16 protein-coding genes are annotated in these 17,848 nt (G+C 55.1%); 3 read left to right on the top strand and 13 right to left on the bottom strand.

Going from position 1 to position 17,848, the window contains the following annotated elements; translation table 11 throughout:
• The first annotated feature begins 14 nt into the window (after positions 1 to 14).
• Positions 15 to 245, top strand: coding sequence for a DUF3820 family protein (locus RGW60_RS01155; protein ID WP_322201372.1), 231 nt, complete (start codon positions 15 to 17; stop codon positions 243 to 245).
• Positions 246 to 350: 105 nt separating this feature from the next.
• Here RGW60_RS01155 and RGW60_RS01150 read toward each other — a convergent pair whose 3' ends face one another.
• From RGW60_RS01150 to zwf, 3 genes are read right to left on the bottom strand one after another with little or no spacing between them, the layout of a single operon-like run.
• Positions 351 to 1,025: a bifunctional 4-hydroxy-2-oxoglutarate aldolase/2-dehydro-3-deoxy-phosphogluconate aldolase gene (locus RGW60_RS01150; RefSeq protein ID WP_322201370.1), complete on the bottom strand. Its 675-nt coding sequence runs from the start codon at positions 1,023 to 1,025 to the stop codon at positions 351 to 353.
• 17 nt (positions 1,026 to 1,042) lie between these two features.
• Positions 1,043 to 1,756, bottom strand: a complete 714-nt coding sequence (gene pgl / locus RGW60_RS01145) for a 6-phosphogluconolactonase (protein WP_322201368.1) — start codon at positions 1,754 to 1,756, stop codon at positions 1,043 to 1,045.
• On the bottom strand, positions 1,743 to 3,212 hold the full coding sequence (gene zwf / locus RGW60_RS01140) for a glucose-6-phosphate dehydrogenase (RefSeq protein ID WP_322201366.1): 1,470 nt from the start codon (positions 3,210 to 3,212) through the stop codon (positions 1,743 to 1,745). Before zwf ends, pgl begins: the two co-directional genes overlap by 14 nt.
• 220 nt (positions 3,213 to 3,432) lie before the next feature.
• Here zwf and RGW60_RS01135 point away from each other — a divergent pair, with 220 nt between their 5' ends.
• Positions 3,433 to 4,302, top strand: coding sequence for a MurR/RpiR family transcriptional regulator (locus RGW60_RS01135; RefSeq protein WP_322201364.1), 870 nt, complete (start codon positions 3,433 to 3,435; stop codon positions 4,300 to 4,302).
• A 96-nt stretch (positions 4,303 to 4,398) separates the two neighbouring features.
• On the opposite strand, the gene RGW60_RS01130 is transcribed toward RGW60_RS01135, so the two are convergent.
• From RGW60_RS01130 to edd, 10 genes are all read right to left on the bottom strand, one after another.
• On the bottom strand, positions 4,399 to 5,253 hold the full coding sequence (locus tag RGW60_RS01130; RefSeq protein WP_322206819.1) for a D-hexose-6-phosphate mutarotase: 855 nt from the start codon (positions 5,251 to 5,253) through the stop codon (positions 4,399 to 4,401).
• Between the two features lie 197 nt (positions 5,254 to 5,450).
• The gene (locus tag RGW60_RS01125; protein ID WP_322201362.1) at positions 5,451 to 6,800 is read right to left on the bottom strand and encodes a carbohydrate porin; all 1,350 of its coding nucleotides are present in this window, start codon (positions 6,798 to 6,800) and stop codon (positions 5,451 to 5,453) included.
• 119 nt (positions 6,801 to 6,919) lie between these two features.
• The gene (locus RGW60_RS01120; protein ID WP_322201360.1) at positions 6,920 to 8,083 is read right to left on the bottom strand and encodes an ABC transporter ATP-binding protein; all 1,164 of its coding nucleotides are present in this window, start codon (positions 8,081 to 8,083) and stop codon (positions 6,920 to 6,922) included.
• Positions 8,084 to 8,086: 3 nt separating this feature from the next.
• Positions 8,087 to 8,932: a carbohydrate ABC transporter permease gene (locus tag RGW60_RS01115; RefSeq protein ID WP_322201358.1), complete on the bottom strand. Its 846-nt coding sequence runs from the start codon at positions 8,930 to 8,932 to the stop codon at positions 8,087 to 8,089.
• Positions 8,925 to 9,833 (bottom strand): sugar ABC transporter permease, encoded by a 909-nt coding sequence (locus tag RGW60_RS01110; protein ID WP_322201356.1) that lies wholly within the window; start codon positions 9,831 to 9,833, stop codon positions 8,925 to 8,927. The genes RGW60_RS01115 and RGW60_RS01110 overlap by 8 nt, the downstream gene beginning before the upstream one ends.
• 128 nt (positions 9,834 to 9,961) lie before the next feature.
• A complete protein-coding gene (locus RGW60_RS01105) occupies positions 9,962 to 11,248 on the bottom strand; it encodes an ABC transporter substrate-binding protein (RefSeq protein ID WP_322201354.1) in 1,287 nt (428 codons plus the stop codon).
• 279 nt (positions 11,249 to 11,527) lie between these two features.
• Positions 11,528 to 12,991: an ATP-binding protein gene (locus RGW60_RS01100; RefSeq protein ID WP_322201351.1), complete on the bottom strand. Its 1,464-nt coding sequence runs from the start codon at positions 12,989 to 12,991 to the stop codon at positions 11,528 to 11,530.
• On the bottom strand, positions 12,981 to 13,718 hold the full coding sequence (locus tag RGW60_RS01095) for a response regulator transcription factor (protein WP_322201349.1): 738 nt from the start codon (positions 13,716 to 13,718) through the stop codon (positions 12,981 to 12,983). Before RGW60_RS01095 ends, RGW60_RS01100 begins: the two co-directional genes overlap by 11 nt.
• Positions 13,719 to 13,770: 52 nt before the next feature.
• Positions 13,771 to 14,733: a glucokinase gene (locus RGW60_RS01090; protein WP_322201347.1), complete on the bottom strand. Its 963-nt coding sequence runs from the start codon at positions 14,731 to 14,733 to the stop codon at positions 13,771 to 13,773.
• A complete protein-coding gene (gene edd, locus RGW60_RS01085; protein WP_322201345.1) occupies positions 14,730 to 16,556 on the bottom strand; it encodes a phosphogluconate dehydratase in 1,827 nt (608 codons plus the stop codon). Before edd ends, RGW60_RS01090 begins: the two co-directional genes overlap by 4 nt.
• 221 nt (positions 16,557 to 16,777) lie before the next feature.
• On the opposite strand from edd, the gene gap reads away from it, so the two are divergent.
• Entirely contained in the window at positions 16,778 to 17,779 is a 1,002-nt protein-coding gene (gene gap, locus RGW60_RS01080; RefSeq protein ID WP_322201343.1) for a type I glyceraldehyde-3-phosphate dehydrogenase, read from the top strand.
• Positions 17,780 to 17,848: the final 69 nt, after the last annotated feature.

Genomic DNA, 17,848 nt, shown 5'->3' with positions numbered 1-17,848 from the left:
CAGTGGGCGCACACATGAACCCTCAAAAACTTGAATTACTAGTTACCCGAGAAATGCCCTATGGCAAATACAAAGGCCGACTCATCGCTGATCTGCCGGGGCAATATTTGAACTGGTTTGCTCGGGAAGGGTTTCCCCACGGCGAGCTGGGCGCGCTGCTGGCCCTGATGCATGAAATCGACCACAACGGTTTGGGTGCGCTATTGGACCCTCTACGAAAAAGCAAACGCCCGTTCCGCTTATGAAGAATCAGGCCATAAAGCACATTGGCGCAGCAAAAAAACGGGGCACCCGACCAAGGCGCCCCGTAAATGGCCGTAAACCAACCGTCAGTAATTAATAATTAAAACCTAATCGAACAACGCCAATGCTTCTGCACTGGCCGCTTGAACACGTGCCCAATCACCGCTTTTGATCCAGGCATTGTCCAGCATCCATGAACCACCTACGCACATCACGTTAGGCAGGGCCATGTAGCTTCGCAGGTTGGCTGGGCTGACGCCGCCAGTTGGGCAAAAACGTACATCAACAAACGGTCCACCGAGGGCTTTAATTGCAGCGACGCCGCCGCTGATTTCTGCCGGGAACAGCTTGAAGCGGCGATAACCCAAGGCATAGCCAACCATGATTTCCGAAGCGCTGCTGATTCCCGGCAACAGCGGCAACTCAGATTCGGTACCCGCCAGCAGCAGGTCATGGGTACAACCGGGCGTAACAATAAACTGCGCACCGGCGGCTTCTGCGTCTGCAAGCATCTTGCGATCCAGAATAGTGCCGGCACCAACGCATAACTCTGGACGCTGCTCACGCAAAACACGAATCGCGGTCAGACCGAACGCAGAGCGCAGGGTCACTTCCAGCGTGGTCAAGCCGCCAGCGGCCAAGGCATCAGCCAACGGCAGAATGTCTTGTTCACGAGCAATAGTAATCACCGGCAAAATCTTCGCTTTAGCGCAGAGCTCGTCGATTTGGGCAATCTTGTTCGCCATGCTATTGAGAGGCCGGTTGCTTTCTATTGTCTTCATAGCGGCGGATCCTTTACTTATGGGCACCAGTAAATCTCTAACGAAGAGTTGAGGAAGGCACGGATTGGCATTTGAGCAAGATCATCGCCCGCCAGTGCCGTGCGCAACGTGTCAAGTTTGGCCTGCCCGGAAATGGACAGGATCGGCAGACCCGCCGAAGCCAACAATTGGCGTGTCAGGGTCAATCGCTGATGCGGTACCGTCGGTGCCAGCATCGGCAGGCAGCGGCGCTGACCGTTAAGATTCAACGCTTCACCCAAATTCGGGCTGTTCGGGAACAGCGACGCGGTATGGCCGTCATCGCCCATGCCTAACACCAGCACGTCAATTGCTGGCAGTTCTGCCAGCGCCAGGTCAGCGGCCTGCGCTGCCTCTTCCAGATTCGCTGCGGCGCTGTAAAGGCTGATAAAACGCGCCTTGGCGACAGGACCTTGCAACAGGTAGCGCTTGAGTAAGCCAGCGTTACTGTCCGGGTGCTCGACCGGCACCCAGCGTTCATCCGCAAGACTGATCACCACTTTCGACCAGTCCACCGCATGCGCGGCCAAGCTCTGGAAGAACGCTACCGGGCTGCGCCCACCAGACACCACTAACGTCGCTACACCATTGGCCGCAATCGCGTTGATCAACTGCTCAGCCACCGCAGCGGCCAACTCATTAGCCAGTTGCGCCGGCTTTGTGAACTCGTGAGCTATAAGGCCCGTTGGCAGTTCAAGTTCATATATCGCCATACCATGCCCTCCCATCACGAGTAATCAAGGCAATGGAGCTCATTGGCCCCCACGATCCGGCGGCGTAAGGCTTGGGCGCATCGCCCGCCTTTTTCCAGCCTGCAATCAGTTGGTCACACCATTGCCATGCGGACTCAATTTCATCTTTACGAACAAACAGGTTCTGATTGCCGCGCATTATTTCCAGCAACAACCGCTCATAGGCATCGGGGGTTCGTGCGCTGTGATAGGTGTCGGAAAAATCCAGTTTCAACGGGCCGCTGCGTAACTGCATGCCTTTGTCCAAACCCTGATCCTTGGTCATCACCTGCAAGGAAATGCCTTCATCGGGCTGCAAGCGAATGATCAATTTATTGCTGATCTGCATCCGCTGCTCCGGGGCGAAAATATAGTGCGGCGGTTCTTTGAAATGGATCACGATCTGCGACAATTTTTGCGGCATGCGTTTACCCGTACGTAAGTAAAACGGCACGCCGGACCAACGCCAGTTGCGGATATCTGCGCGCAGAGCAACAAAAGTTTCTGTGTCGCTCTGCGTGTTGGAATTTTCTTCTTCCAGGTAACCCGGTACGGGCTTACCTTCGCTGTAACCGGCGATGTACTGACCGCGTACAACCTGGGTCGCGAGGCGTTCAGGGGTAAACGGCACCAGCGCTTTGAGCACTTTGACCTTCTCGTCACGAATACTGTCCGCAGACAGGTCGCTTGGCGGGTCCATAGCAATCAGGCAAAGCAGCTGCAGCAAGTGGTTCTGGATCATATCGCGCAGCTGCCCGGCCTGATCGAAATAGCCCCAACGGCCTTCAATCCCAACCTGCTCCGCCACTGTAATTTCCACGTGGGAGATATGGTTCTGGTTCCACTGAGTTTCGAACAAGCTGTTAGCGAATCGCAGGGCAATCAGGTTTTGAACCGTTTCCTTGCCCAGATAATGGTCGATTCGGTAGACGCGGTTTTCCGGAAAAAACTGCGCCACAGCATCGTTAACCCGACGTGAAGAAGCCAAGTCGTGGCCGATAGGTTTTTCCAGCACTGCACGGGTGCGCTCGGTCAGGTTCACCGAGGCCAGGTTTTCGCAGATCGCGCCATACACCGAAGCTGGCGTGGCGAAATACGCGATCATTGTCTCGGCGTTGCCTACTCGCTCAGCGAGTGCGACATAATCGTCGGCCCTGAGAAAATCGACGTGCAGGTAACTCAAACGCGCTTGAAAACGGCTGACCACTTCTTCGTTCAGTTCCGCAGCCGGCACAAAGCGGCGCAGGTGACTGTCGATGTTCGCCAGATGTTGCTGTTCGTCACCGGTTTCACGGGCCAGCGCCAAAATACGCGTGTCCGCGTGCAACAGTCCGGCTTGGTCGAGTTGATACAGAGCAGGAAACAGCTTGCGCAACGCCAGGTCGCCCAAAGCGCCGAACAAGGCAAAGGTGCACGGTTCAACCGTTATCAGAGGCATAATGTTTGTTCTTTTATCAAGTTAGGCTACAAATACCTTTTTTAAAGGCAGGACTCAAGGCCAAATGTAGTAATAATCACAACATTTCGTCTAAAACCAGATTCCTGTGGTGATCGACGAGGCCCATCAGTACGATAGGCCACCTTTGCCCGCACTTGGAAGACTCTCGATGACAGGCAGCGACCAGGCCCGTCTGACGCTGGCCAGACAAGGATATTAAATGGACCGCACGCGCAATCTCCTGGAGCACATTCAGGCTCGGCTTGACGATTTGAACAAGGCTGAGCGCAAGGTCGCCGAGGTGATTTTGCTCAACCCGCAGCAGGCTACCCGCTTGAGCATCGCCGCGCTGGCCCAGGCCGCCAAGGTCAGCGAGCCCACCGTCAACCGCTTCTGCCGCTCGTTTGGCGTCAGCGGTTACCCCGAATTGAAACTGCAATTGGCGCAAAGCCTGGCCAGCGGTGCTGCATACGTTAGTCGTGCGGTAGAGGCTGACGATGTTCCCGAGGCTTATACCCGGAAGATTTTCGGCAGCGCCATCGCCTCACTAGACAGCGCCCTGCAACAACTTGATCCGAACCTGGTTAGCAAAGCCGTGGACCTATTGATTCAGGCGCGACAGATTCACTTTTTTGGCCTCGGCGCCTCGGCACCGGTTGCCCTCGACGCGCAACATAAGTTTTTTCGCTTCAACCTGGCTGTCACCGCCCACGCCGATGTGCTGATGCAACGCATGATCGCCTCAGTGGCCCATACCGGTGAGTTGTTCGTAATCATTTCCTACACCGGGCGTACAAGGGAGCTAGTAGAAGTGGCACGCATCGCCCGCGAAAACGGGGCATCGGTGTTAGGACTGACTGCAGAAGGTTCACCACTGGCCAAGGCCAGCACCTTAAGCCTGAACATTCCACTGCCAGAAGACACCGACATCTATATGCCCATGACTTCGCGGATCATCCAGCTTACCGTGCTCGATGTCTTAGCAACGGGCATGACCTTGCGCCGAGGCGTGGATTTTCAACCGCATCTGCGCAAGATCAAAGAAAGCCTCAATGCCAGCCGGTATCCGATTGATGATGAGTTGATTTAGAAGCTGGGTTCGCTATCAATGCATCGGTTATTGAATTGTAGGGACTGGCGAAATCCCGAGGAGAGCGCCCCTTCGGGACAATCCAAGGTTATGCGCTCAATCCACCAAATGCGCCTGCAAGCTCAAATGCGCCTCCTCCCCCGGCGCAAGGCTTAGGCTGCTGGAACCTCCTGAAGCAGCTTGGACACAAACAAAACCCAGCGCCTCGTTACCGCCCACTCCCATTAACGGACGACTGCCTGGGTGCCAGATGACAGTGCTGGTGCTATCGCTGATGTCAATGCACAAATTGCGCTGCCAGGCCTCGTCCTGAAGCTGTAACTCTCCGGCATGACTGAACACCCGCTGACAACCGCCTTCAATGCGTAGCGATCCCTTCTGCACACAAGCCTGTCGATTCATTTGATCGTAGCCACGGGCGCCATCAAGGCCTTCCAAGGCGACATCGGTCACGTCGCTGATGCGCCAATAAGCGTGCAACGCCTGACCGAACAGGCAGGGCTCAATGTCTTGGTGTTTAGTACTCAAGCGCAGCTCCATGCCTTGCCCCAGGTCGGCGTGCAGATCGACCTGCCAATCCCACAGTTTCAAACGCCAGTGCAGATGGACGCCAGATTCGTCCTCAGTGCTGTCGATCAACTTCCAATCCAGCAACCGCGCCCACCCATGGGAAGGCCACACGCCTTCGCTAGGGTGGCGACCGTACCAAGGCCAGCAGATAGGCACCCCTCCACGGATTGCACCAACTTGCGGCCAACGCGCAGCGCACCACAACCAGGGACGCTGACCACGAGGTTGAAAATGCAGCAATTGTCCGCCCTGACGGCTGAATGCCGCTTGGCATTGAGGGTGATCAATCAGCAACACATCCCGCTGTTGATAGCGTTCCCACTGAAAAGTTGGTCTGGCCCGCGACCCATAAAAAAAACGCTGTAGCGGATGCTCAAGCATGTGCCCGGTCCTAAAAATCATGCTGCCCAAACCCTAGGCAACGATGTGCAGGCGACATAGTCATGTCGTTTGCTGCACAGCCATGCGAGGACCGACAGGCCTGCTCCCATGTCAGTGCTGAATGGCTTCCAAAAAAAACGGATAGCCATGGCTATCCGCAAAATGAGCACAAAGAGAAAGAACTTATTGCAACATCGTTAAAACACCGTCTGAATTTTCAGGCCGGCCACAACCGCGTTGTCAACTTTGTCCACGCCACCTGGATGGGTGATGTATTGCAGGTTAGGACGCACGGTCAACCAGTTGGTCACGTGGAAGCCGTAGTTGAGTTCGTAGTTGTACTCGGTGCTGCGCAGCGGGGCGTACAACGGATTGTCGTAGTCGGTGACGCCGTTGCTCGCATTGAGCAATTCAGCGTTTTTCTTCACGTCATTGTTAACATGGATACGCGCAAAACCGATCCCCATGTCATCCTTTGGACGCATATCGAACGGGCCTTTGTACACAAACATCAGCGACTGGTAATTGTCGATGAAGTTGGTGTCCTTGTCGTGAAAGGTAACGTTGGCCGCGACTTGCAGACCGCGCGAAGCGTCGCCGTTGTGGGTAGTGAGTTGCTGTTGTATTACGCCCCAGTAGCCGTGCTTGCTGCTGTGAACTTTGTAGCCGTTACCGGTAGTCGCTGCATTATTGCCGTTGTCGTCCTGAAGAACGTCATTGGCGTTGGCTGAGCTCTTGTAGTAACCCACACGGTACTCGCCCGGCAGACCGTTGGGGTTCGGCGACCAGACCAGTTCGACCGGTATGAGGGCACCCTTGGTCCCACTGCCGCTGAGTTTGAAGCCGTTGCCGTGTTCCAGTTGCGAAGGGTTCTGGTCGTACACACCGATCTGCGCATAAAACTCAGGGGTGATGTTGTACTTCACCCGCAAAGCTGCCTGCATGACCGGCCAGTTGTACCAGATGTTCGTCGCCCAGTTACCCGCCTGGGAACCGCAGAACGCCAGGTTCTGGAATTCACAGGGGAAAGTGTTGAAGTCTTCACCTTCGCCGAAGTAACCAGCTTTAATGTCCAGTTTGTTGTCGAGGAACTGATGCTGAATCCACAATTGGGTCAGGCGCACCATGTGGCCACGGCCGTACACCTCTTGGGAAGAACTCAAGGTGCCGGCTCGTGGGTCACCAATACGGTCATTGGAAATGTTTTGACCATTACGATTGGTGAGCTGGATCTTGGCCTGGGTGTTATCCCAGCCCACCAGCTTTTGCAGATCTAACGCCACGCCCAGACCAAACTGGTCGGAGTAGCGCGCAGTCTTGTCGTTGTTGTAGCCACCATGCAGGTTGCCGCCTACTTCACCGACGTAATCCGCCTTGATGTCGATACCTTGCTCGATCAACTTGGTCCGCTCGCCGCCCCAGTCGCCGGTCATCCATTTGGAATCGGCACTGAAAGCTTCGTCTGCCATCGCATTGGCAGAAAGAACCAGCGCTGCAACCGCTGACAGTTGGCAGAGCAAACGGGTGTTGTTGTGTTGCTTTTTCATCCCTACATCCTCATTTTATTGTTATTAGCTTAAGTACATGGTCTGCAGCATTTGCTCCGTCTTGCTGGTGGACCGACCTTCACGGCAGACCCGATCAACCAACTGTGCTCAAGCAGCCTTCAATGACTACGGTTTATCTGTGTAACGTTACCCCCACGCTCGGTGGGTTGCGGCGTCCCCAAAATACCTAGACGCTCGCCGCTCTTGGCGTCAAACAGCAAGACTTTGGACGGATCAAATTGCAAGGTCAGCGACTCGCCCACTTGCGGTGCGACATCCGGTGCCAAGCGACAACAAACCTTGCTGCCGTTCAGCAAAACGAATACCAATGTATCGGGCCCCGTAGGTTCGGTGACTTGGACCTCAGCGCGGATAGTCGGCAATCCATTCGCTTCGATGCTAGCCAAAACGATCTGTTCAGGACGCATACCGAGGATCACTTCACGGTCTTCAAGCCCGGCGTCAAGTATGCCCAGCGGCAGTTCACAGCGTGCTTGCCCGCTGTCCAGCAGCGCTAAAAGCCGTCCGTCTTTGCGTTGTAAGCGCAACGGTATGAAGTTCATCGGTGGCGAACCGATAAAGCTGGCAACGAACAAGTTGGCCGGGTCGTTGTAGATCTGCTGCGGGGTACCAAACTGCTGGATGATTCCGTCTTTCATCACGGCCACTTTGTCGCCCAGGGTCATGGCTTCAATCTGGTCATGGGTAACGTAAACGGTGGTGGTTTTATTGCGCTGGTGCATCAACTTCATTTCGGTGCGCATCTCGACTCGCAACTTGGCGTCGAGGTTGGACAGTGGCTCGTCGAACAGGTTGATTTTTGGCCGACGCGCAAGTGCGCGCCCCATGGCTACACGCTGCTGCTGGCCGCCAGACAGCTGCCCGGGTTTGCGGTTAAGCAGATGCTCGATTTGCAACAACTTGGAAACCCGAGAGACCTCTTCTTCAATTGCAGCGGGCGCCATTTTGCGAATCTTCAGGCCAAAGGAAATGTTCTCGCGCACGGTCATGGTTGGATACAGCGCGTAAGACTGGAACACCATGGCGATGTCACGATCCTTGGGACTCATGCCGCTGATGTCAGCGTCATCGATCAAAATTGATCCACCGCTGATGCTTTCCAATCCTGCGATGCAATTCATCAACGTCGACTTTCCGCAGCCGGAAGGACCCACAAGGATCAAAAACTCACCGTCATTGATCTTCAACTCGATATTTTTCAAGGTGTCCGGCAAACCGCTGCCGTAGGTCTTGTTAACGTTACGTAATTCTAGAGTTGCCATGCCTTACCCCTTGACCGCGCCGGCCGTCAGGCCTCGCACGAAATACTTGCCAGCGACGATGTACACCAACAGCGTTGGCAAGCCAGCGATCATTGCAGCCGCCATATCGACGTTATATTCCTTGGCGCCAGTGCTGGTGTTGACCAGGTTATTCAGCGCCACTGTGATCGGTTGCGAGTCGCCGCTGGAGAAGACCACGCCAAACAAGAAGTCATTCCAGATTTGAGTGGATTGCCAAATCAGGCAGACCATGATGATCGGGGTCGACATTGGCAGGATGATCTTCATGAAAATCGTAAAGAACCCGGCGCCGTCAAGCCGCGCGGCCTTGACCAGTGCATCCGGGATGCTGACGTAGTAGTTGCGAAAAAACAGGGTAGTAAATGCCAGTCCATAGACAATGTGCACAATCACCAGGCCAGTGGTGGTGCTGGCCAGCCCCATTTTGCCAAGGGTAAAAGACGCTGGCAGCAACACGGTCTGGAACGGCAGGAAGCAGCCGAACAGCAGCAGGCCAAAAAACAATTGCGAGCCGCGAAAGCGCCACATCGACAGCACGTAACCGTTCAGGGCGCCAATGGCCGTAGAGATCAGAACCGCCGGAACAGTGATTTTGATCGAGTTCCAGAAATAGCCATCCACGGTCGCCCAGGCTTTAACCCAACCAATGGAGGTGACCACCGTCGGCCAGCTCAACAAGTTGCCGCTGCTGATGTCTGCCGGTGTTTTGAAGCTGGTTAGCAACATCACCACCAACGGCACCAGGTACAGCAAACATGCGAAAATCAGGACCGCGTGAATCGCGATCCGACTAAGGCTGAAAGATGATTTATTCGCCAGACTACTCATCGCGCTTGGCCCTCAATTCGGAATACAGATAAGGCACGACGATGGCAAGAATCGCCCCGAGCATCAGCATCGCACTGGCAGAGCCCATGCCCATCTGGCCGCGACTGAAGGTGAACGAATACATAAACATGGCAGGCAAGTCCGATGAGTAACCCGGGCCGCCAGCAGTCATCGCTGCTACTAGGTCAAAACTCTTGATGGCAATGTGCGCCAGGATCATCACAGCGCTGAAGAACACCGGCCGTAGACTAGGAAGAACGACCTTGAGATAGATGTGAGGCAAGCTGGCGCCATCAATCTGCGCAGCACGAATAATTGATTGATCAACACCACGCAGACCGGCAAGAAACATAGCCATGATAAAGCCCGATGCCTGCCAAACTGCTGCAATGACCAAGCAGTAGACCACGCGATTCGGGTCCACCAGCCAGTCCAGACGAAAGCCTTCCCATCCCCAGTCGCGCAGCATCTTGTCCAGGCCCATGCCGGGATTAAGCAGCCACTTCCAAGCGGTACCGGTGACGATCATCGAGAGCGCCATCGGGTACAGATAAATAGTGCGAATAAACCCTTCACGGCGAATGCGCTGATCGAGGAATACCGCCAACACCACGCCAACCACTAGGCTGATGGCGATGAACATGCTGCCAAAGACAGCCAGGTTTTTGCTTGCAACCCACCAGCGATCGTTATCGAACAAGCGAGCATACTGAGCCAATCCCGCCCAGCTATAAGACGGTAGAAAAGTAGAGGTGGTGAACGACAACACAAACGTCCACAGGATATAACCGTAAAAGCCGACCAATACGACGAACATGCTCGGCGCCAGCACCAACTTTGGTAACCAGCGTTGAAGCACGTCGAGCGGCGAGGCTTTGCTGATAACAGCGACAGAGCTCATCGAAAAATCCACGTCAGAAACATCAATACCCGTTCGCAGTTGTGCCTGAAACCAAACTCCGGTTTCATCAGCACGAACTGCGGCTGGGGCTTACTGCTGGCAAGCCAGCAGTGGTTAGATTTATAGGTTCACTTGGCTGATTTAATTGCCGATGCCAACTGCGTCGCTGCCTTCGCAGGATCAGCGGCTGGATCGTTGATGTAGTTAGTGACCACATCGAAAATCGCACCTTGCACAGCCAGCGTCGTTGCCATGTTGTGTGCCATGCTCGGCTGCAGGCCGCCGGTTTTAGCGTCAGCCAGGAAGTCCTTGGCTGCCGTCTGGGCACAGGAGTCGAAGCCGTACTTGTTCATGTCCTTCAGCATGTCGAGACGAACCGGAATCGAGCCTTTGTTGATACTGAAGACTTTCTGAAAGTTCTCACCCAACGCGACTTTGGCCAAGTCTTGTTGAGCAGCCGTTGTACCCGCATCCTTTTGCTTAAACACGGCCAGGGAGTCGATGTTGTAGGTGAAGGCATGTTCGGTGCCAGGGAACGGAACGCACTCGTAATCCTTGCCCGCTACCTTATGCGCCGCAGTCCATTCACTTTTGGCCCAATCGCCCATCATCTGCATACCGGCCTTGCCATTAATCACGTCGGCAGCAGCGAGGTTCCAATCACGACCCGCTCGGTTAGCGTCCATGTAAGTAGCGATTTTCTTCAACTCGGTGAATGACTTCACCATTCCCGGACCAGTGAGGGTTTTTCCATCAAGATCTACAAACGCTTTCTTGAAACCATCAGCGCCCATAACCGATAGCACTACGTCTTCGAAGACGGTGCTGTCCTGCCACGGTTGACCACCGTGGGCCAGGGCAATGAAACCGGCAGCCTTGAGTTTGTCGCCGGCTGCGTAGAATTCTTCGAGGGTGGTGGGGGCCTTGGCGATACCGGCTTTCTTGAAGACTTCAGGGTTGATCCACAGCCAATTCACACGGTGGATGTTCACCGGAACAGCAACGTAGTCACCTTTGTACTTCACCGTGTCGGACACTTTTTTGTCTAGTAGGCTGTCCCACTTCTCTTCTTTGGAGACATTTTTCAGCACGTCGGTATCGAGTAGACCAGTAGAGGCCCACTCCTGAATATCCGGACCTTTAATCTGAGCAACGCCCGGAGGATTACCGGCAACCGCGCGACTTTTGAGCACGGTCATCGCGGTAGAACCGCCGCCGCCGGCTACAGCGCCGTCTTTCCAAGTGAACCCGTCTTTTTCAACTTGAGCTTTCAGTACATCGACCGCAGCTTTTTCTCCGCCGGATGTCCACCAATGCACTACTTCCACAGTACCTTTGGAGTCAGCAGCTTGAACGCTCAGAGGGAACAACGAGGCGAGAGAAATGACGGCGGCGAGGCGGGAAATTGAATTCATCTGATTACCTTTTCTTGTTGTTATACATGAGCAAGTCTGGAGCTTGCGCTGCATGGATTCTAACCAAGGGATTGAGCAATACCGTAACGAAGGGACGCGCAATGGTCACAGACTGGTTACATTCACACAAAATGGTACAAGCCGGTCTATAGGGGGCTCGCGGGAGACGCCGAAGATTCTGTGGGACCGAATTCATTCGGGAAGCGGTCAATCAGATGGATCGCGTCAAACCATTCGCGAATGAATTCGCTCCCACTGAATTCAGGGAAGCAGAATTGATCAATCAACCGTCCGAGGCAATCTCAACGTCACGCGCAGCCCGCCCTCACGCAGGTTTTGCAGGCTGACCTCTCCGCCATGGCTGTGGGCGATGTTGCGAGCGATTCCCAACCCTAGCCCGTAGCCTTGCTGTTGTTTGCCCGCTAAACGAAAGTGCGGCTCAAATACCTGCTCCAGACGCTGCTCGGGTACGCCTGGACCTTCGTCATCGACGTGGAGGACAAATGCACTGCTGTCGTCTGTTACATGCAGGTGCGCCCTTTGTCCGTATTTGAGGGCGTTGTCGATCAGGTTGCCCATGCAGCGCTTGAGCGCCAGCGGTTTGCCTAAAAATAGCGCTCCAGCTTGGCCCTGTTGGGTCACGCGGCCATTTCCGGCAGGCGAGACGTAGGGCTCGACCAGACAATCCAACACGTGATTGAGGTCCACCGGCTCGATGTTTTCATGAATATCAGTGTCTTTCACGCATTGCAGGGCGCCTTTGACCAGCAGTTCCAGCTCATCAAGATCGCGACTGAACTTGGCCTGCACGCTTTCATCCTCCAATAACTCAACCCGCAAACGAAGCCGAGTAATCGGCGTGCGCAAATCGTGGGAAATGGCGCTGAATAATTGACTGCGCTCGGAAAGGTAACGGCTGATGCGTTCGCGCATGGCGTTGAATGCCCGGCTGACTTCAACCACTTCACTCCCGCCGCCCTCAATGACCGGTTCGACCACGGTACCCAATGACATTTCCCGCGCGGCCCGTGCCAACCGCTTGAGTGGCCGACTCTGCCAATGCACCAGCAGACCGATGAATAGCAGCAGAAAGCTGCTGGTTAACCCAATGAACCATACCTGTTGCGTCGGCAGGTTCTGCTCTTCCAGGGTGGTGTAGGGTTCCGGCAGCAACGATGCAATGTACAGCCATTCACCGGGCGACAATTCGATTTGCGTGACGAGCACGGGCGGGTTGATCGGTTCCAAACTCAACGCATAGTGCGCCCAGGAACGTGGCAGTTCGTCGAGTTTGAGGCCACCGTTGAAAATCTTCAGATCCTCAGGACGCACGAATCTCACCGATATCGTCGGTTCGCTGCCCAAGTGTTGACGCAGCACCTCTTCGACGGCATTCAATACGGCTTGCTTGCGCAGGGTGGGGCCAAGAACCTCCATTTCCAGCGGCTTGTCGTTGAGAGACACGACAAAACGCGTGCCGCCCATGCTGCGCAACTGGTCCAACACCAGCGGTCGATAAGCAACCGGTAGCGAACGGAAGTAGCTGACACTGGCAGCCATGGAGTGCGCAAGACTGCGCGCACTGGTGACCAAGCCTTCCATTTGTGTCGCGCGCAACTGCGAGACCCAAATCACGCTGGACAGACCTTGCGCCAATAGCACAACTAGCAAGGTCAGCAGCAACATCCTACCGAGTAATGAACGAGGCATTGGAAAGCGCCAGCCCCTCATTTCAGTAGCCATTGCTGGCCTGGAAGGTCACGTTCGCCGCCAACAGGTAACCGCTGCCGCGCACGGTACGAATCAACCGCGGCGCTTTGCCGGTATCGCGCAAGCGCTGACGCAAGCGGCTAACCGCCATGTCAACAATGCGCTCCAGCGGCATTAACTCGCGTCCACGGGTGGCATTGCCAATCGTGTCGCGATCAAGAATCTGTTGTGGATTGTCCAGGAATAATTTGAGCAGCGCAAAATCAGCCCCGGAAAGGATGACTTCTTCACCGTCACGGTGAAATAAGCGATGACTGACCATGTCCAATCGCCAATCGTCGAACACCAGCACTTCGCCGCCGCTGCGCTCATGACCGAACTGTGCGCGGCGCAATAACGCCTTGATGCGCGCCTGCAACTCACGAGGGCTGAACGGTTTACCCAGATAATCATCAGCGCCCAGTTCCAGGCCGATTACTCGATCAGCCTCGTCTGAACTGGCGGTGAGCATGATGATGGGGACTTGGGCATAGCGCGGATGTTGGCGGACCCAACGGCACAAGCTAAAGCCATCTTCGTCGGGCAACATGACATCGAGAATCACAAGATCGCTGGGTTCATCACTGAGCGCTTGGCGAAAACCGGCACCATCACCGACCGTGCGCACTATGAAGCCACAGCGACTCAGGTAGGTTTGCAGCAATTCACAAATTTCCTGGTCGTCGTCGACCAGCAAAATTGACTTACTGACTGAGCTCACAGGGTCGTCCTTGTTATCAATAAAGCCTGTTTCTTAGTTGAGGCCGAGTAAATTAAACGCGACCAAACGCTTGCTGTAATGCTACGCCGGCACCCATAAGCCCTGGATATTCAGCTGTTACCAACCAAACCGGTACGCCCTTGAAGTAATCCTTCATCAAGCCTTTTTCGGCGAACGACCTGGCAAAACCGCTGGCAATGAAAAAATCACTGAAACGAGGAATCACACCGCCGCAAATGTAAACACCACCACGCCCGCCGACGGTCAATACGTTATTGCCTGCCACACGACCTAACCAGCAACAGAACTGCTCCAGCACCGCTGCCGCCACCGGATCGCCTGCCACGGCAGCCGAAGTGATAGCCGCCGGCGATTTATGCGTTGGCTCAATGTTATCCAGCGAACAACTGACTTGGTACAACAGCAGCAAGCCGGCTCCGCTGAGGATGGTTTCAGCGCTGACGTGCTCGTGCTCTGTCATCAATCGCGCCCAGATCTGGGCTTCCCGGGGTGTTCCCAATGGAAGATCAACGTGTCCGCCTTCGCCGGGCAAGGCCATCCAATGGTTATCGGCAAGGCCAATCAACGTGCCCACGCCTAATCCCGTTCCAGGTCCGATCACTACACGCGGTCGCCCTGCTTCAGGCATGCCGTGGCACACCGTCAGGTATTCGTTGTCTTTCAACCGGGTCATGCCCAAGGCCATTGCCGTGAAATCGTTGACCATCAACAAATTATCAACTTTGAGGTGGGCGCAGAATTCCGAACGGCTGATTCGCCAGTGGCTGTTGGTGAAATGAAATACATCGCCGCCCACCGGTCCGGCTACGGCCAGGCAGACGGAGCCGACTTCGCCCGGATGCAGGTCCAGGTCTTCGAGGTAGACCTCAAGGGCCTTTTCCGGGCTGGCGTAATCAATGGTCGGGAACACCCGGACCGAATGCAACGTATCGTCTTCCCAAATGGCAAAACGCGCATTAGTGCCACCGATATCACCCACCAAAGCCAATTTCACTTAAGCGTCTCCAATCCCGAGGTAAAGGCGCTAGCGCCCTGCTCTGCCGAGCTGAAAGCCATGCGCATGAAGCCAAACAGTTCGCGCCCACACCCAACACCGTTGTCGAGCAGACCCACTGCCGGTTCTCTGCCGGCCAACTCTGCCGCGTCCACCAGAACGTGCAATGTACCCTTAACACCGTCCAGACGGATAATGTCTCCGTCACGAATCAGCGCCAAGGGTCCGCCGTCGAACGCCTCCGGGCAGACATGGATCGCTGCCGGGATCTTACCGGACGCGCCAGACATCCGCCCGTCGGTGACCAACGCCACTTTGAAGCCACGGTCCTGCAACACGCCAAGGAACGGCGTCATTTTATGCAACTCAGGCATGCCGTTGGAACGTGGCCCCTGGAACCGCATGACCGCGATGAAATCACGTTCCAATTGACCGGCTTTGAACGCGTCCGCCAAGTCTTGCTGGTCCTGGAACACCAGCGCTGGCGCTTCGACGATTTGATGTTCGGCGGCGACCGCAGAGACTTTCATCACGCCCCGACCGAGGTTGCCTTCCATCACACGTAAGCCGCCTTCGGCCGAGAAAGGCCGAGCGACCGGACGCAAAATATCCTCATCAAGGCTTTCGATCGGGCCGTCGCGCCATACCAATGTGCCATTTTCGAGGAATGGCTCTTGGGTGTAACGGCTCAGGCCGAATCCGGCAACGGTGTTGACGTTTTCGTGCAACAGACCGGCTTCGAGTAATTCGCGGATCAGGAACGACATTCCGCCCGCCGCCTGGAAGTGGTTGATGTCAGCTTTGCCGTTTGGATACACATGGCTAAGGGTCGGCACCACATCTGACAAATCGGCCATGTCCTGCCAAGTCAGAATAATCCCAGCGGCCATAGCAATGGCGGGCATGTGCAGCGTGTGATTGGTCGAACCGCCTGTCGCGTGTAGCGCCACAATCGAGTTCACCAACGAACGCTCGTCGACGATTTCGCCCAGCGGCATGAACTGCCCGCTTTGCTTGGTCAACCGGGTGACTTGGTGTGCCGCTTCACGCGTCAGGGCATCGCGCAACGGGGTGTATGGATTGACAAAAGAAGCCCCAGGCAAGTGCAGGCCCATGACCTCCATGAGCAGTTGGTTGGTGTTGGCGGTGCCGTAAAACGTGCAAGTGCCAGGGCTGTGGTACGACTTCATCTCCGTTTCCAACAGCTCTTCGCGGGTGGCTTTACCCTCGGCGTAGCGCTGACGGACATCGGCTTTTTCCTTGTTGGAAATCCCCGACGGCATCGGGCCACCCGGTACGAATAAAGTCGGCAGATGACCAAAACGCAAGGCGCCCATCAACAAGCCCGGCACGATCTTGTCGCAGATACCGAGACACAGCGTGGCGTCGAACATGTTGTGAGACAGCGCGATGGCGGTCGACATTGCAATCACTTCACGGCTGGCGATACCCAGTTCCATGCCCGGCTCACCTTGGGTAACGCCGTCGCACATAGCGGGAACCCCACCGGCAAACTGGCCCACCGAGCCGATTTCACGCAAGGCTTGTTTGATCTGCTCAGGGTAATGCTCATACGGTTGGTGAGCCGAGAGCATGTCGTTGTACGAAGAAACAATGGCCACGTTGGCAGCATTCATCATTTTCAGACTTTGTTTGTCTTCAGTGCCGCAACTGGCCACGCCATGGGCGAAGTTGGCACATTGCAATTTACCGCGCATCGGACCATCGCTGGCGGCGCCACGGATCATGTGCAGATAGCGCTCACGTGTCGCACGACTACGGGCTATTAGCCGCTCAGTTACCTCAAGAACACGGGGATGCATGTAATGAACTCCAAGCTAGCGGATAGGTGACCCGTTCAGATGATTTCAATTTTCGGCAGTCGAGCCTAGGCTGAGCTCGGGCACGACTTCGAACAACTGTAATGGGCTTACGGGTTACTCGTTGTAGATAAAACAAAATATTGCCACTAAAAAGGCTTGTTTTCTATTTTTATGCGAATAATCTTGTAATTCCAACAACAAATTTCACAGAGGACGGCTGTATGACTCTTCGCATCGCAATCAATGGATTTGGCCGCATCGGCCGCAATGTCCTACGCGCACTCTATACCCAAGGTTACCGGCAAGACTTGCAAGTCGTCGCCATCAACGACTTGGGCGACAGCTCGATCAACGCACATCTGCTGCAATTTGACACTGTTCACGGCCATTTCGGCGGCACGGTCGAGTTCGACGATGAGAGCCTGACGGTCAATGGGGACCGAATTGCAGTCAGCGCCATCCGCAACCCGGCCGACTTGCCGTGGAAAGCCGAGAACATTGACGTTGTATTTGAATGCACCGGTCTGTTCACCGACCGCAATAAAGCCGCTGCGCATATCACTGCTGGCGCTCGCAAAGTGATTATCTCTGCACCGGCCAAAGGTGCCGATGCCACCGTGGTTTACGGCGTTAACCACGACGTGCTGCGTCAATCGCATCAGATTATTTCAAACGCATCGTGTACCACCAACTGCCTGGCACCCGTGGCCCAAGTGATCCATCGCGAGCTGGGCATTGAAAACGGCTTGATGACCACGATTCACGCCTACACCAACGATCAGAATCTGACTGACGTCTATCACACTGACCCTTACCGTGCGCGTTCAGCCACACACAACATGATTCCAAGCAAGACCGGCGCGGCTGAAGCGGTGGGGCTGGTGCTACCGGAACTGGCGGGCAAACTGACAGGAATGTCGGTTCGGGTGCCGGTGATCAACGTTTCACTGGTGGATCTGACCGTGCAGCTCAAGCGTGAAACCACTGCCGAAGAGGTCAACGAGATATTCAAGGAAGCCAGCCGCCACTCTAAAGTGCTCGGCTACAACACGTTGCCGTTGGTTTCCAGTGACTTCAACCACAACCCACTGTCCTCAATCTTCGACGCCAATCACACCAAGGTAAACGGTAAGCTGCTGAAAGTGTTGGCTTGGTATGACAATGAATGGGCATTCTCCAACCGGATGCTGGACAATTGCCTGGCGCTGCACAACGCAGACTGACAGGGCATCTTTCATAGCTTGTCACGAATGGCCGCTTGACCAATATCGCAGATGATAACAATTATCATT

The sequence above is a fragment of the Pseudomonas sp. AB6 genome (assembly GCF_034314105.1).
In the GTDB taxonomy this organism is placed as follows: domain Bacteria; phylum Pseudomonadota; class Gammaproteobacteria; order Pseudomonadales; family Pseudomonadaceae; genus Aquipseudomonas.
This window is presented reverse-complemented; position numbering and strand designations above follow the sequence as displayed.

Excerpts from the sequence above, each read along its gene's own strand:
- RGW60_RS01155 (WP_322201372.1), top strand. The coding sequence starts at position 15 with ATGAACCCTCAAAAACTTGAATTACTAGTTACCCGAGAAATGCCCTAT.
- RGW60_RS01150 (WP_322201370.1), bottom strand. The coding sequence starts at position 1,025 with ATGAAGACAATAGAAAGCAACCGGCCTCTCAATAGCATGGCGAACAAG.
- pgl (WP_322201368.1), bottom strand. The coding sequence starts at position 1,756 with ATGGCGATATATGAACTTGAACTGCCAACGGGCCTTATAGCTCACGAG.
- zwf (WP_322201366.1), bottom strand. The coding sequence starts at position 3,212 with ATGCCTCTGATAACGGTTGAACCGTGCACCTTTGCCTTGTTCGGCGCT.
- RGW60_RS01135 (WP_322201364.1), top strand. The coding sequence starts at position 3,433 with ATGGACCGCACGCGCAATCTCCTGGAGCACATTCAGGCTCGGCTTGAC.
- RGW60_RS01130 (WP_322206819.1), bottom strand. The coding sequence starts at position 5,253 with ATGCTTGAGCATCCGCTACAGCGTTTTTTTTATGGGTCGCGGGCCAGA.
- RGW60_RS01125 (WP_322201362.1), bottom strand. The coding sequence starts at position 6,800 with ATGAAAAAGCAACACAACAACACCCGTTTGCTCTGCCAACTGTCAGCG.
- RGW60_RS01120 (WP_322201360.1), bottom strand. The coding sequence starts at position 8,083 with ATGGCAACTCTAGAATTACGTAACGTTAACAAGACCTACGGCAGCGGT.
- RGW60_RS01115 (WP_322201358.1), bottom strand. The coding sequence starts at position 8,932 with ATGAGTAGTCTGGCGAATAAATCATCTTTCAGCCTTAGTCGGATCGCG.
- RGW60_RS01110 (WP_322201356.1), bottom strand. The coding sequence starts at position 9,833 with ATGAGCTCTGTCGCTGTTATCAGCAAAGCCTCGCCGCTCGACGTGCTT.
- RGW60_RS01105 (WP_322201354.1), bottom strand. The coding sequence starts at position 11,248 with ATGAATTCAATTTCCCGCCTCGCCGCCGTCATTTCTCTCGCCTCGTTG.
- RGW60_RS01100 (WP_322201351.1), bottom strand. The coding sequence starts at position 12,991 with ATGGCTACTGAAATGAGGGGCTGGCGCTTTCCAATGCCTCGTTCATTA.
- edd (WP_322201345.1), bottom strand. The coding sequence starts at position 16,556 with ATGCATCCCCGTGTTCTTGAGGTAACTGAGCGGCTAATAGCCCGTAGT.
- gap (WP_322201343.1), top strand. The coding sequence starts at position 16,778 with ATGACTCTTCGCATCGCAATCAATGGATTTGGCCGCATCGGCCGCAAT.